A 13,347-nucleotide genomic window follows, 5' to 3' on the forward strand; every position below is an offset into this window, starting at 1 on the left:
TCAGTCCTCGTCGGTGCGGATGCGGTTGCGCCCGTCACGCTTGGCCTGGTAGAGCGCTTCGTCGGCGGCTTTGATCAGCGCATCGCCGGTTTGATAGAGCGGATAGGTGGCGATGCCACCGCTGGCGCTGACGTGGAAATGGCTGTTGCCATGGGGATGGCGGATTTGCGCGAAATCCTGACGGATGCGATCCATGATGGCGAAAGCCTGTTCGGCATCGGTGTGCGGCAAACCGATGAGGAATTCCTCGCCGCCGTAGCGGCAGAGAATGTCCTGCTTGCGCAGGCGCTGCTTGAGCAGCCACGACAGGCCGCGTATGACCTGGTCGCCGACGGGATGGCCATAGGTGTCGTTGACCTGCTTGAAATTGTCGATATCCATCATCACCACCGACAGGAATCCGCCCTCGTGCGCCACGCTGGACAGCAGCATGTCCAGCATGTTCTTGCCGCTTGAATGGTTGAGCAGCCCGGTCAGGCTGTCGTGGTACATGGTGCGGCGCAGCGCCCGGTAGCGCTCGATCTTGCTCTTGACGATCGCGTTGAGGAACACCGGGTTGAACGGCTTGGTGAGGAAATGGTCGCCGCCCAGCCGCATGGCGTCGACCTGCAGGGCAACGTTGGTTTCGCCCGACAGGTAGACGATCGGGGTGCTGAGGAATTCGTTGTGCTGGCGAATGATGCGCGCGGCCTCGACACCAGTGCAGTTCGGCATGTACATGTCCATCAGGATCAGGTCCGGATTGAACTGCCGCAGCGCATTCAGCGTCTGCTGCGGATCGTTGATGATCTCGGAGACGATCTGGTTTTCTTCCAGGGTACGACGGATCATGTGGCTGGCGGTCTTGGAATCCTCCACGATCAGCACGCGATATGCTTCCTGCTCATGGCGCTCGTTCAGTTCCATGATGTGCTCGACGATGGCATGTACGGGCGTTCCATCCAGCAGGCAACTATCGCAGCCGCCACGCAGGACTTGTTGCAGCTGTTCGAAATCGGAGCGTACCCCGAGGCAGATCAGCTGCCCCATTGCGAACCGTTGCCGCAGCGCCTGGATTCTGCTGCACCACTCGGCTTCGGGCAGGCTGCTCAGGTCGAGCAGCAGGAGCGGGGCGACGCCGGCGCTGTCCGGCAGGGGCCGGTCCCACGTGGTGTACTGCGCGGCCATGCCGAAATAACCAAGCTGTGCCTGCAGGTCGCCCCAGGCCGCCTGATCATGCCCGATCAGCCAGGACTGGCCCACCGCCATGTCATGGACGGCAGGGTGCTGTCGGTCATGGCGTCGCTCGGCCAGACCGGCGGTCGCTGAGGCGTGGGTCGTCGCCATGCGCGCCAGCGCGAACACGCGCTCGTTGAGGTCGTCGAGCGCGGCTTGCGGGAGCGGATGCGCCACCTCCGTGTTGAACAGGGCCAGCGTCACCTGCTCCAGCTGGTGGCTGGCGTGATGCAGGGCCGTGATGCCTTTGTCGATCAGGAACTCGGTGAAGCTGTTGATCGATACCGCCAGCTCGACGAAACTCTCGAAACTTGGCGCCGCCTGATAACGCTGCCACGTGTTCGACAAAGCCTGGTTTTTCTGCAGGAGTTCTTCGGGGGAGCAGAGCATGGAGCAAGCCGGATAAGATTTTCCTGTTGATGCCTGTTCAGCAATTATCACGCTTTATACGTGAATGGGATAACGGCGATACGAATTCGCCGTGCCCCCGGTCGTGAATTCACGCGTTGCGGCCCCTTGGCGCTTGCCGCATTTGCTTTTGCCCGCCTGTCCGGGCCGCAAATAAAGGCTGAATGCATTGTCCGTCTGGATTGTCGAATGCCGGCATGGCAGGGTATTTCGATCAGCCGGTTTTTTCTGGGCGTCTCCGGCAGCCTGGGGTCAGCGAGTGATGCTGTGATATCTTCAAAGCTGTAACGGGGGGTGTCAGGCGTGTTCAAGAAACAGTGGCCGGCGTTTGTGCTGGCGTTCGTATTGCCGCTGCTGGCGGTGTTCTGGTGGTGGGGCGGGTTCAACCCGGTCAATGTCACCGAAACCGAGGCAGGGCCTTATCGCTATGCCTATCTGGATTACGATGGCCCGATCAGCAACGTGCGCAAATCGCATCGCACGGCGCTGGATCGATTCACTGCGTCCAGGGTGGCGGCGGGCGACACGATCAGCGTGATTCTCACCGACCCGCGCGCTGCCAACGGCAAGGTGCGTGCGCAACTGGGCTACACCCTGGCCGACAGCGCCCCGATCCCCGAAGGCCTGAAGGAAGGCCGCATCGAACGTCGTCCGGTGTATGTCGCGCAGGTACAGGCAGCGGTGCTGCTGGCGCCGTCCAAGGCCTACCAGGCGCTGTCCGACACGCTGGCGTCGCGCGGGCTGGCCATCGTCATGCCGACGGTCGAGCTGTATCGACCGTCGGGTCAGGCAAACCGTATCGGTATCTTTACCCTGGAAATGAACCGCTGATGGCTTTTTTCTCCGTCCTTGCCGCCGTGGCCCTCGAACATCTGCGCCCGTTGCGGCAGCCGCTGCCGTACTACCAGCACTACCGCCGCTTGACCCACTGGCTTGAGCGTCGCTTCAATGCCGGCGAATTCAGCCACGGTGCGATTGCCTGGGCGCTGGCGGCGTTGCCGCTGCTGGCGGGCGTGTGGCTGGTTTTTGTCCTGCTTGACGGCATCAGTCCCATTTTCGGCTGGCTGTGGAATGTGGCCGTGCTGTATTTCACTCTGGGGTTCAAATATTTCAGCACCATCGCCGAGCAGATTGCGCGGCTGCTGCGCGCCGGCGATATCGAGGACGCACGTGCGCGCCTGGATGCCTGGCGCGGCGGCGATGCCAGCCAGTTCAGCGTCGACGAACTGGTACGGGTCACCGTCGAGCAGGTAATGGCAGCAAGCCACCGTCAGATGTTCGGTGTGTTGTTCTGGTTCGTGCTGCTGTCGTCGCTGGGGCCGGTCGGCGCGGTGCTGTTTCGCATTGCCTCGATCCTGGCGCGGCGCTGGGAAAACGCCACCGGACAGTTCGGCGGCTTTTCCCGGCGCGCGTTTCACGCCATCAACTGGCTGCCCGCGCGGCTGACCGCGTTGACCTACGCCATCGCCGGCAATTTCGAGGATGCCACCTATTGCTGGCGCACCCAGGCGTCGGCGTGGCCGGAGCCGGAAGAAGGCGTGGTGCTCGCCGCTGGCGCCGGCGCCATGGGGATCCTGCTGGGGCAGGGCGTCAACGTGGGCGGAGAAACCGTGTGGCGGCCCGAACTCGGCACCGGTCAGGCCCCGGAAGCCGACTGCATCGACAGCGCCGTCAGCATGATCTGGCGCGGCCTGGCGATCTGGCTGGCGGCGGGGCTGCTGGTCGTCATCGCCGGCTGGACTTCTTAAGCGTAAATGCTCAACGCGCTGTGGATCGGGTTCTTTCTGGTCGCCTTCCTGATTGCGTTGTTCAAACTGGTTTTCCTCGGCGACGCCGACATTTTCGCCGCGCTGGTGAAGGCGCTGTTTACCAGCAGCAAGACCGCGTTTGAAATCGCCCTGGGTTTGACCGGCGTGATGGCGTTGTGGCTGGGGGTGATGAAAATCGGCGAACGCGCCGGCATGCTCGACGTGTTGACGCGTGGCCTGGCGCCGCTATTCCGCCGCCTGTTTCCCGACGTGCCGGCGAACCATCCGGCGCTCGGCGCGATGACAATGAACATGGGCGCCAACATGCTGGGGCTGGACAATGCGGCCACCCCGCTCGGCATCAAGGCGATGCAGGAACTGCAGAAACTCAACCCGTCCAGCGACACCGCCAGCGACGCACAAATCCTGTTCCTGGTGATCAACACCGCGTCAGTCACCCTGCTGCCGGTGACCATTTTCACCTTCCGCGCACAGCTGGGCGCGGCCGACCCTACCGACGTGTTTGTGCCGCTTCTCATCACCACCTATATCGGTACCCTGGTCGGACTCTTCGTCACCGGCATGTTCCAGCGCCTGCACCTGTGGAACCGCGTCACCATGGCCTACCTGGGTGGCGCCACCGCGCTGATCGGCGGGCTGGTACTGTATTTCGGCAGCCTCGACGCCGCGGCGATGACACGGCAGTCGTCGATCCTGAGCAACGTGCTGCTGTTCGGCCTCATCGTCACCTTCCTGCTGATGGCGGTGCGGCGCCGGGTCAATGCCTACGAGGCCTTCGTCGAAGGCGCCAAGGAAGGCTTTCACACGGCGGTTACGATCATCCCGTATCTGGTCGCGATGCTGGTGGCGATCGCCGTGTTCCGCGCCAGCGGCGCGCTCGACCTGCTGATGGGCGGGATGCGCGGCATGGTGCTGGCGCTGGGGTACGACGCGCGCTGGGTCGACGCGCTGCCCACCGCGCTGATGAAACCGTTTTCCGGCAGCGGCGCGCGTGCCATGATGATCGACACCATGCAGGCGCACGGCGCGGATTCGTTTGCCGGGCGACTGGCTTCAATCGTGCAGGGCAGCACCGAAACAACCTTTTACGTGCTGGCCGTATATTTTGGTGCGGTCGGCATCCGTCGGGTACGCCATGCGGTGGCATGCGGTCTGATAGCCGATATCGCCGGCATTCTTGCCGCCATCGGCATGGCCTATCTCTTCTTTGGCAGCATCGCATGAATCTGAAACCCTACGACACCCTTGCCGCCGTCGATCTCGGCTCCAATTCGTTTCGCCTTGAGGTCGCACGGGTCTCCGGCGATCAGCTCTATCCGCTCGATTCGCTGAAGGAAACCGTGCGCCTGGCCGGCGGGCTGGGCGACGACAAGCAGCTCGATGAAACCGCCCAGGCACGCGCGCTGGCCTGTCTGCACCGCTTTGGCGAGCGCCTGCGCGGGCTGTCGCCCGAGGCGGTCCGCTGCATCGGCACCTCGACGCTGCGCATCGCCAGGAACGCCGACGCCTTCATTGCCAGGGCCGAAATCGCGCTGGGCCACCCGATCGAGATCGTCGCCGGACGCGAGGAGGCGAGGCTGGTCTATCTGGGGGTGGCGCACTCGCTGGCGGCCTCGCCCGACAAGCGGCTGGTGGTGGATATCGGCGGTGGCTCCACCGAGCTGATCGTCGGCCAAGGCCTGAAACCGCACGAACGCGAAAGCCTGCACATGGGCTGTGTGAATTTCTCGCAACGTTTCTTCGCCACCGGGGTGATCGACAAGGCTGCGCTGAAAGTCGCCGAGGTCACCGCCCGGCTCGAGGTCGAGCGTATCGCCAGGAAATTTTCCAAAGCCAACTGGCAGCAGGCGATCGGGTCGTCCGGCACCGCGCGGGCACTGCGCGAGATTCTCGAACAGAACGGGTGGTCGGCCAGCGGCATCACCGCCGATGGCCTGGCGCAGTTGCGCACCCAGTTCATCAAGGCCGGGCATATCGACACGCTGCAGCTTGCCGGTCTGCGCAACGACCGCCGCCCGGTGATTGCGGGCGGCTTTGCCATCATGGCGGGGGTGTTTGCCGAACTCGGGATCGAACAGATGGCTGTCGCCGAGACCGCGATGCGTGAGGGCATCCTGTACGACCTGCTGGGCCGCTTCCACGAGAAGGACATGCGCGAGGCGACGGTGGACGAATTCATGCGCCGCTACCACATCGATGTCCAGCAGGCGACGCGCGTCAAGCGCGTGGCGCAAAAGCTGCTGGCGGCCTGCGGCGGCGGCGACGAGAACGACGAACGCTTCCTCGACTGGGCCGCACGTCTGCACGAAATCGGATTGTCGGTGTCGCACGGCGGCTACCACCGCCACGCCGGCTACATCCTGGAAAACGCCGACATGCCAGGCTTTTCGCGCACCGATCAGGCGCGCCTGGCCCTGCTGATGCGCGCCCAGCGCGGCGCGCTGACGAAGCTGTCGGCCTTCGCCAGCGGCGCGGTGCCGGACCGCGACCGCCTGCTGGTCTGGCTGCTGCGCCAGGCCGTCATCCTCTGCCGCAGCCGCGCAGACCCTCGCCTGCCCGACGTGAAAGTGGAAGCCAGCGGCAAGCGCTTGCACCTCTCCTTGCCCGAAGGCTGGCTGGAGCGGCGCCCGTTGACCCATCGCGCGCTGGAAGAGGAAATCGGGCACTGGCAGGCCATCGGCATGAAGTACACCTTTGGCTAGCAGTCTGTCAGGGGCCTGGCGGACGAGACAATCCCGACGGAAAGGGCTGCCTCAGCTGTCAGTACCCGGTTTCGATGTGCGCAGTTTCTTGGTTTCGCCCCGCCGCTGCTTGCCTTCCAGCCGCCGTTTCTTCGATGCCAGGGTCGGGCGGGTCGGGCGGCGCGGTTTTTCCACTTCGCAGGCTTCGCGGATCAGTTCGATCAGTCGTTCCAGCGCATCGTCGCGGTTGCGTCGTTGGCTGCGATAGCGCTCGGCCTCGATGATCAGCACGCCGTCCTGGGTCACGCGACGGCCGGCCAGGGCGATGAGGCGGGCGCGCACCGGGTCGGGCAGCGAAGGGGAACGGGCGACGTCGAAGCGCAGTTGCACCGCGGTGGACACCTTGTTGACGTTCTGCCCGCCGGGGCCCGAGGCGCGCACGAAATCCTCCTGGATTTCACGCTCGTCGAGCTCGATCTCGGCGTTGACCCGGATCATGCGTGCGGCTTCGTGACTACCACTTCACCACATGCACGTTGTTGAGCGTGCGTCCGAGAAAGCGCTCGCCGATGGTCTGGAAGCGCAGCGGCACGTCGGTGACGTAGAAGTCGTAGCGCGGCTGGGCCGGGCCGGGGTTGGCGATCCGCTTTTCGGCCAGCACCGCGGCGACCTGCTCGGCCATGGCTTCGGCGGAATCGACCAGCGCGACGTCGTTGCCCACCACCTGGCGCAGCAGCGGTTTCAAGAGCGGGTAATGGGTGCAGCCGAGCACCAGGGTGTCGATGTGCTCGCCCAGGAGCGGCTTCAGGTAATCCTGCGCGGTCAGCCGGGTGACTTCGTGGTCGAGCCAGCCTTCTTCCACCAGCGGTACGAACAGCGCGCAGGCCTGCGAGTGGATGCGCGAATCGGGCGCGTATTCGTGAATGGCGCGGGCGTAGGCGTTGCTGTTGATGGTGGTGGGGGTGCCGATGACGCCGATCTTCCTGCCACCGCGTGCCGATGCCGCGCCGGCGTCGATGACGTCGAGCACCGGCACCGGCGACAGGTCCTTGACGATTTGCGAGGCTACCGCCGCCATGGTGTTGCAGGCGATGACCAGCAGCTTGACGTCCTTTTCCAGCAGGAACTGCGCGATCTGGGTGGTGAAGTGGGCGATGGTCTCGACCGATTTCACGCCGTAGGGCACGCGCGCGGTGTCGCCGAAATAGACGATGTTCTCGTAGGGTAGGCGCTCCATCAGGGCGCGCACCACGGTCAGCCCGCCGATGCCGGAATCGAATACGCCGATTGGGGATTTTGCATTCGTGGACATGGGTGGCAGGATGGCGCGATGAGAAAGACGGCATTTTACCTGCAGGGCAGCATGAGGCGAGATCCGGCATGAGCGAGTGCGGCTGCGATTCGGTGTGCGATGCGGCGCCGTCCGATCCGCGCTACCGGCGCGCGTTGTGGGTTGCGCTGGTGCTCAACGCGCTGATGTTCGGCGTGGAGATCGTTGCCAGCTTTTCGGCGCAGTCGGTGTCGCTGCTGGCCGACGCGGTCGACTTTCTGGGCGACGCCGGCAACTACGCCGTCGCGCTCTTCGTGCTGGGCCTGGCGCCGGTGTGGCGCTCGCGCAGTGCGCTGTGGAAAGGCTGGCTGATGATCGGCTTCGGCGTGTTCGTGCTTGGCAAGTCGGCCTGGCAGTGGTCGGCCGGCGTGGTGCCGGAGCCGTTCGTCATGGGCTGGGTGAGCCTTCTGGCGCTGGCGGTCAACGTCGGCGTGGCGGCGCTGCTTTTCGCGTATCGCCGGGGTGACGCGCAGGCGCGCTCGGTGTGGCTGTGCTCGCGCAACGACGTGCTCGGCAATCTGGCGGTGATGGGCGCGGCGGGCGGCGTGTGGGCGACCACGCACGGCTGGCCGGATATCGCGGTGGCGCTGGTGCTGGCCGGGCTGGCGCTGAGCTCGGGTGCCTCGGTGATCCAACATGCGCAGCGTGAGCTGCGCATGAACTAAAACGGTGTGGTTTCATGGTTGCGAAAATCGCGGCGAGGGCGCGCCTCCATAAGAGTGCCTTTCGGTAGGAGCGGGTTTACCCGCGATTGACGCGCCTATCGGGGCTAAAGCCCCTCCCACAGGGTGACTTATGGTGGGGCGACAGTGCGAAACTGGCAGTAAATTCACAGTAAGCCTAATCGTCGGCCCAGTCCATTGAAACCACGGATTCCGGCTTTCGCCGGAAAGACAATTTGCAAGCCTTGCGCTTACGCCACTTGTTGGCGCGCAAGCGCCCACGCCACGTGCTCGCGTACCAACTCGGACGGATGATCCAGGCGGGCGCCGAGTGCGGCCTGAACGACGGGCGAGGGCGGCGCGTTGCCCAGCGCGACGGCGATGTTGCGCTGCCAGCGCTCATGCCCGATGCGGCGGATCGGCGAGCCCGCCAGCCGTTCGTTGAATTCCGTTTCGCTCCAGGCGAACAGGTCCACCAGTTGCGCACTGTCGAGTCTGTTCCTCACTTCGAAATCCGGCAGCGCGGCGGTTTGCGCAAAGCGGTTCCACGGGCACGCCAGCTGGCAGTCGTCGCAGCCGTAGATGCGGTTGCCCAGCAGCGGACGCAGCTCGGGCGGGATGCTGCCCTTGAGTTCGATGGTGAGATAAGAAATGCAGCGCCGCGCGTCGACCGTGTAGGGCGCGACGATCGCAGCGGTGGGGCAGACGTCGATGCAGGCGGAGCAGGTGCCGCAGTGGCCGGCTTCGGGCGCGTCTACCGGCAGCGGCAAATCGGTATAGATCTCGCCGAGAAAGAACCACGAGCCATGCTGCCGGTTCAGCAGCAGCGTGTGCTTGCCGCGCCAGCCCAGTCCCGATTTTGTGGCGAGTGCCACTTCCAGCACCGGCGCGCTGTCGGTGAAAACGCGGAAATGATACGCGCCGATTTCCGTGCCGATTTTTTCGGCCAGGCTTTGCAGGCGGTTGCGCAGCACCTTGTGATAGTCGCGTCCCAGCGCGTAGCGCGAAATATAGGCGGCGTCGGCGTCATCCAGCACCGCCTGCGGATCGGCCGACGTCGGCGGAAAATAGTCCAGCCGTGCGCTGATGATGCGGACGGTTCCCGGTACCAGTTCGGCCGGCCGGCTGCGCTTGGTGCCGTGCGCCGCCATATAATCCATCTCGCCATGAAAACCTTGCGCCAGCCATTCCTGCAAGCCCGCTTCGGCCGTACTCAGGTCGCTGTCGGCAATGCCTACCGCGGCAAAGCCGAGCTCGCGCCCCCAGTACTTGATTTTCTGTGCCAGTCGGCTTAAATCCTGCTCATGCATACCGTCGATGATATCGTGCGTTGCCGCCGCCGTCTGGCCGATGAGGCTGCGACGCTTGCATTCGGTGCGCAACTGGCCCGGCAACTGGCGGCGGGGATGACGTTCTACCTTGAGGGCGATCTGGGTGCGGGCAAGACGACGCTGGTGCGCGGCATGCTGCGTGCGCTGGGATACAGCGGGCGGGTCAAGAGCCCGACCTACACCCTGGCTGAAATCTACAGCCTGCCCGCGTTTGAGCTATATCATTTTGACCTGTATCGTATGCATGACCCGCGCGAGTGGCTGGATGCGGGGTTTCGCGACATCAGCGACGGCCAGGCGGTGAGTCTGATCGAATGGCCGGAAAAAGCCGCGGGCTGGCTGCCGCCGCCGGACATGATCATCCGGCTGACGATTGCGGACGAGGCACGCGAAATCGAATGCGAAGCGAGAAGTTCGCGCGGCGCCCAATATCTGGAGTCATTTTGCACGCTCTGCTGAAAATTTTCCTGCTGTGCGGTGTGCTGGCGTCGGGCTGGGCCCAGGCGCTGCAGCTTTCCGCCACGCGTTTGTGGCCGTCGCCCGATTACACGCGTATCACGCTGGAGGCCGCGCAGCCGGTCGCGCATCAATACTTTACCCTGTCGAATCCCGAGCGCCTGGTGATCGACCTCGAAGGCGTGGAGAAGAACGCCGTGCTCGATGCGCTGACCGCCCAGCTGAGTGCGGATGATCCCTACATCGGCGCGATTCGGGTGGGCATCAACCGCCCCGGCGTGATGCGGGTGGTGCTGGATCTGAAAGCAGCCGTCAGGCCGTCGGTGTTCCAGTTGCAGCCGCTGGCAGAGTATGGCCACCGCTTGGTGATCGACCTGTATCCGGACCAGGTGGCCGATACGGCATCAAGCCCGGCTGTCCTTCCGCAGCCGGCGATGGCCGGACTGAAGCCTGCCGGACCGGGTATTCCACAGTACGCGCGGCTCGTCATCGTGGCGATCGATGCCGGCCACGGCGGCGAGGATCCCGGCGCCATCGGCGCCAAGGGTTCGTACGAAAAGCACATCACCCTGGCATTGGCAAAGAAACTCAAGCAAAAGATCGACGCGCAGGAAAACATGCGTGCCGTGCTGATTCGCGATGGCGACTATTTTGTGCCGCTGGTGCAGCGCGTCACCAAGGCGCGTGCACTGAAGGCCGACCTGTTTCTGTCGATTCATGCCGATGCCTTCATCAAGCCGCACGCGCGCGGATCGTCGGTGTTCGCGCTGTCCGAGAACGGCGCAACCTCGGTCGCCGCACGCTGGCTGGCCAAGAAGGAAAACGAGGCCGACCTGGTGGGCGGCGTCAACATCGACGTCAAGGACCCCTTCCTCAAGCGCACCCTGATCGATCTGTCGCAGACCGCCACCATCAACGACAGCCTCAAGTTGGGGAATGCCGTGCTGAAGGAAATCGGCGGCGTCAATACGCTGCACAAGGCGCAGGTCGAGCAGGCCGGGTTTGCCGTGCTGAAGGCGCCCGACATCCCCTCGATCCTGATCGAGACTGCGTTCATCTCCAACCCGGAAGAGGAGCGGCGCCTGAACGATTCTGCCTACCAGGACCAGTTGGCCGACGCCATCGTCGTCGGCGTCAGGAATTACTTCGACAAGCATCCGCTGGGCGCGCCGTCGCGGCTGACGCTCAATCCATGAGCGCCGGTTTTCCGGGCGCCGCGGCCACGGGTTTGGACCGGCCGCTGGCGAGGCTTGCGTCGTGACGTTTGCGAACTGACATGTCGATCCGCGTATTGCCCGATGTGCTGATTTCGCAGATCGCCGCCGGCGAGGTGGTCGAACGCCCGGCCGCGGCCTTGAAGGAAATTCTCGAAAACAGTCTCGACGCCGGCGCCACCGATATCCAGATCGATCTGGAACAGGGCGGCATCAAGCGTATCCGGGTCGCCGACAACGGTAACGGCATCGCGCGCGACGAACTTGCGCTGGCCCTGACCCGCCACGCCACCAGCAAGATCGCCAGCCTGGCCGACCTCGAACAGGTTGCGAGCCTGGGATTTCGCGGCGAGGCGCTGGCGTCGATTGCCGCCATCGCGCGGGTGCAGCTCAGCAGCCGCGGCGCGGACGCCGGGCATGCCTGGGCGGTGGGCGTCGAGGGCGGTCGCCTGAGCGAACCCGCACCGGCGGCGCGCGCCGCCGGCACCACCATCGACATCCAGGACCTGTTCTTCAACACCCCGGCGCGGCGCAAATTTCTCAAGACCGAGGCCACCGAATACGCCCACTGCGCCGAAACCGTGCGGCGGCTGGCGCTGGCGAACCCGTGCACGGCCTTCACCCTGAGCCACAACGGCCGGGTACAGCTGCGCCTCAACGCCGATTCCGCCGCCGCGCGGGTGCGTCAGGTGATGGGCGAGGCATTCGAGCGCAACACGATTGCGGTCGATGCCGCCGCGGGGGCCTTGAGGGTGTCCGGCTGGGTGATCCGCCCCGGCGCCGCGACGGCCAGTCGCGACAGCCAGCACGTGTTCGTCAATGGGCGCTACGTGCGCGACAAGCTGATCGTCCATGCGCTGAAGGAAGCCTATCGCGACGTTCTGCACCATCAGCTGAATCCGGCGTATTGCCTGTTCATCAGCCTGCCGCCGGATGCGGTGGACGTCAACGTGCATCCGGCCAAGACCGAGATCCGCTTCCGCGACAGCCGCGGCGTGCACCAGTTTCTGTTTCATGCGGTCGAGCGCCTGCTGTCGGTGCCGGTGCCGGCCGAGCGCATGCCCGAGGCGGCCGACACGCCCTCGGTAGCGGGGTTCAGACCGGGGTTTGGCGCGCCACGGCAGGCATCGATGCCGCTGCAGGTGACCGAGGCGATGGGGTTCTATGCGCCGCTTCAGGGATCAGGGGTCAGGGGCCAGGATTCAGGGGCGTTTGTTGCGCCTGCGGCGCAGGCTTTGCCTGAAAGCGGGCAGGGCGATGCGCCGCCGCTCGGCTATGCGCTGGCGCAGCTGCACGGCGTGTACGTGCTGGCGCAGAACGCGCAGGGGCTGGTGCTGGTCGACATGCACGCGGCGCACGAACGGGTGGTCTATGAAAAACTCAAGGCTGCATTCGATGCCCGCGCGGTGCCGGCGCAGACCCTGCTGATCCCGGTGGCGCTGACGGTGGACGCGCGCGACGCGGCGGAAATCGGCCCGCACCTGGATCAATTGCGCGAAATCGGTTTCGAGCTGTCGATCACTTCGCCTACCTCGGTGGCGGTGCGCTCGGTGCCGTGGCTGCTGAAGAATGCCGACCCGGTGGAACTGACCCGTGCCGTGCTGGCCGAAATCGCCGAATTCGGCGTGGCGCGCCTTTTGGCCGAGCGCCGCAACGAACTGCTGGCCACCCTGGCCTGCCATGGTGCGGTGCGCGCCAACCGCCATCTGACGCTGCCAGAAATGAACGCGTTGCTGCGCGAGATGGAGGCCACCGAGCGGGCCGGACAGTGCAACCACGGCCGCCCCACCTGGTTTCCGATCAGCCTCAGGGAGCTCGACGCCATGTTCATGCGCGGCCGCTGATTTTGCATCCGGCGCTTTTGTATATAAGCTTTGTCTGATTGATCTGTTTGAACGAGACCCCCATGAACGAACGCAGCGAACGCAAGACCATCCCGATCCAGGATGTCAACGAGGCCAGTAACTGCGCCAGTGCCGAACCTTATGCGCTGATGGTGCTGGGGGACTCCATGATGCCGGAATTCGAGGAGGGCGAGATCATCGTCGTCGAGCCGTCCGGACTGATCAAGGACGGCTCCTATGTGGTGGCTTTTGTGAACGACGAGTATATTTTCCGCCAGCTCGTGCAGACGCCCGATGGCTGGATGCTGAAGCCACTCAACCCCCTGTACGAGAACATACCGGTTGCCGACATCGACGTCGCCAAGGGCGTGGTCATCATGAAAAAGCGGCCCGGAAAACGCAGCGAGCAAAAGCGCTACGTATGAACCTGCCACAGC

Annotated in this window: 13 protein-coding genes; 9 read left to right on the top strand and 4 right to left on the bottom strand. The window is 64.5% G+C overall.

What is annotated here, in order from left to right; all coding sequences use genetic code 11:
* Positions 1-1,605 (bottom strand): GGDEF domain-containing response regulator, encoded by a 1,605-nt coding sequence (locus ACZ41T_RS16640; RefSeq protein ID WP_464922453.1) that lies wholly within the window; start codon positions 1,603-1,605, stop codon positions 1-3.
* Positions 1,606-1,926: 321 nt separating this feature from the next.
* Here ACZ41T_RS16640 and ACZ41T_RS16645 point away from each other — a divergent pair, with 321 nt between their 5' ends.
* Genes ACZ41T_RS16645 through ppx form a run of 4 tightly spaced genes read left to right on the top strand, consistent with a single transcriptional unit; the run spans position 1,927 to position 6,094 of the window.
* A complete protein-coding gene (locus tag ACZ41T_RS16645) occupies positions 1,927-2,454 on the top strand; it encodes a hypothetical protein (RefSeq protein ID WP_464922454.1) in 528 nt (175 codons plus the stop codon).
* Complete coding sequence (locus tag ACZ41T_RS16650) at positions 2,454-3,371, top strand: CobD/CbiB family protein (RefSeq protein ID WP_464922455.1); 918 nt, start codon at positions 2,454-2,456, stop codon at positions 3,369-3,371. The genes ACZ41T_RS16645 and ACZ41T_RS16650 overlap by 1 nt, the downstream gene beginning before the upstream one ends.
* A gap of 6 nt (positions 3,372-3,377) precedes the next feature.
* Positions 3,378-4,616 carry a nucleoside recognition domain-containing protein gene (locus ACZ41T_RS16655; RefSeq protein WP_464922456.1) on the top strand — a complete coding sequence of 413 codons (1,239 nt, stop codon included), beginning with the start codon at positions 3,378-3,380 and terminating at the stop codon, positions 4,614-4,616.
* Positions 4,613-6,094 (top strand): exopolyphosphatase, encoded by a 1,482-nt coding sequence (gene ppx, locus ACZ41T_RS16660; protein WP_464922457.1) that lies wholly within the window; start codon positions 4,613-4,615, stop codon positions 6,092-6,094. The genes ACZ41T_RS16655 and ppx overlap by 4 nt, the downstream gene beginning before the upstream one ends.
* A gap of 51 nt (positions 6,095-6,145) precedes the next feature.
* Here ppx and arfB read toward each other — a convergent pair whose 3' ends face one another.
* Both arfB and murI read right to left on the bottom strand, forming a co-directional pair.
* Positions 6,146-6,571 (bottom strand): alternative ribosome rescue aminoacyl-tRNA hydrolase ArfB, encoded by a 426-nt coding sequence (gene arfB / locus ACZ41T_RS16665; protein WP_464922458.1) that lies wholly within the window; start codon positions 6,569-6,571, stop codon positions 6,146-6,148.
* Positions 6,572-6,587: 16 nt separating this feature from the next.
* Entirely contained in the window at positions 6,588-7,385 is a 798-nt protein-coding gene (murI, locus tag ACZ41T_RS16670; RefSeq protein ID WP_464922459.1) for a glutamate racemase, read from the bottom strand.
* Positions 7,386-7,453: 68 nt separating this feature from the next.
* Between murI and ACZ41T_RS16675 the strand changes: the two genes are divergently transcribed.
* Positions 7,454-8,068 (top strand): cation efflux transmembrane domain-containing protein, encoded by a 615-nt coding sequence (locus ACZ41T_RS16675; RefSeq protein ID WP_464922460.1) that lies wholly within the window; start codon positions 7,454-7,456, stop codon positions 8,066-8,068.
* Positions 8,069-8,316: 248 nt separating this feature from the next.
* Here the strand turns inward: ACZ41T_RS16675 and queG are convergent, their stop codons facing one another.
* A complete protein-coding gene (gene queG / locus ACZ41T_RS16680) occupies positions 8,317-9,375 on the bottom strand; it encodes a tRNA epoxyqueuosine(34) reductase QueG (protein ID WP_464922461.1) in 1,059 nt (352 codons plus the stop codon).
* Here queG and tsaE point away from each other — a divergent pair.
* The 4 genes from tsaE to ACZ41T_RS16700 all read left to right on the top strand — a co-directional run bounded on the left by tsaE (position 9,370) and on the right by ACZ41T_RS16700 (position 13,335).
* Positions 9,370-9,855, top strand: coding sequence for a tRNA (adenosine(37)-N6)-threonylcarbamoyltransferase complex ATPase subunit type 1 TsaE (tsaE, locus tag ACZ41T_RS16685; protein ID WP_464922462.1), 486 nt, complete (start codon positions 9,370-9,372; stop codon positions 9,853-9,855). The two genes, queG and tsaE, sit on opposite strands and share 6 nt — an antisense overlap.
* Positions 9,837-11,048 (top strand): N-acetylmuramoyl-L-alanine amidase, encoded by a 1,212-nt coding sequence (locus ACZ41T_RS16690; RefSeq protein WP_464924003.1) that lies wholly within the window; start codon positions 9,837-9,839, stop codon positions 11,046-11,048. The genes tsaE and ACZ41T_RS16690 overlap by 19 nt, the downstream gene beginning before the upstream one ends.
* Before the next feature lie 80 nt (positions 11,049-11,128).
* Complete coding sequence (gene mutL, locus ACZ41T_RS16695; protein ID WP_464922463.1) at positions 11,129-12,910, top strand: DNA mismatch repair endonuclease MutL; 1,782 nt, start codon at positions 11,129-11,131, stop codon at positions 12,908-12,910.
* 62 nt (positions 12,911-12,972) lie between these two features.
* Positions 12,973-13,335 (top strand): S24 family peptidase, encoded by a 363-nt coding sequence (locus ACZ41T_RS16700; protein ID WP_464922464.1) that lies wholly within the window; start codon positions 12,973-12,975, stop codon positions 13,333-13,335.
* Positions 13,336-13,347: the final 12 nt, after the last annotated feature.

The organism is Thiobacillus thiophilus, from assembly GCF_055378705.1.